The following is a 756-nucleotide window of genomic DNA, read 5'->3' on the forward strand; positions in this document are numbered from 1 at the left end:
TAGGCGACGAGTCGTTTGTCGCCCGGCCGGTCCTCCCGAACCAGAACAGCAGCCTGATCCACCCCCGAAAACGAACGAACCGCAGCCTCAACCTCACCCAACTCCACCCGAAAACCACGCAACTTAACCTGATCATCAACCCGCCCAACAAACTCCAACACCCCACGCCGCGACCACCGCACCCGATCCCCCGTCCGATACATCCGCCCCCCACCCAAAACAAACGGACACGCCACAAACCGCTCCCCCGTCAACCCCGGACGAGAAACATACCCCCGCGCCAAACCCGAACCAGCCACATACAACTCACCAACCACACCCACCGGAACCGGCTCCAACACCGAATCCAACACAAACACCCGCGCATTCCCCACCGGAACACCAATATCCGGAACCTCCCCCGACACCAACCCACCCGACAACGTCACCGCCACCGTCGACTCCGTCGGCCCATACCCATTAACCAACCGCACCCCCACACCAACCCACCGAGACACCAACTCACCCGACAACGCCTCACCCCCAGTCCCCACCACACGCAACCCCACCCCACCCCACACCGGAACCGTCGCCAACAACGCCGCAGGCAAAACCACAACCGAAATCGACAAACCAACAAGAACCCCAGCCAACTCATCCCCACCAGCGGCAACCGCATCCGGAGCCAACACCAACGTCGCACCCGAACACAACGCCAACCCCAACTCGACAACACTCACATCGAACGACGGCGAAACCACCTGCAACAATCGATCA

Annotated in this window: 1 protein-coding gene; it reads right to left on the reverse strand. The window is 61.4% G+C overall.

All coding sequences use genetic code 11. The annotated features are described in order from the left end of the window. Positions 1-756, reverse strand: a 756-nt coding sequence (locus tag AD72_RS35120; RefSeq protein WP_037348462.1) for an AMP-binding protein, incomplete at both ends; no start/stop codon positions are given.

The sequence above is a fragment of the Sciscionella sediminilitoris genome, from assembly GCF_000737195.2.
Lineage (GTDB): Bacteria > Actinomycetota > Actinomycetes > Mycobacteriales > Pseudonocardiaceae > Sciscionella > Sciscionella sediminilitoris.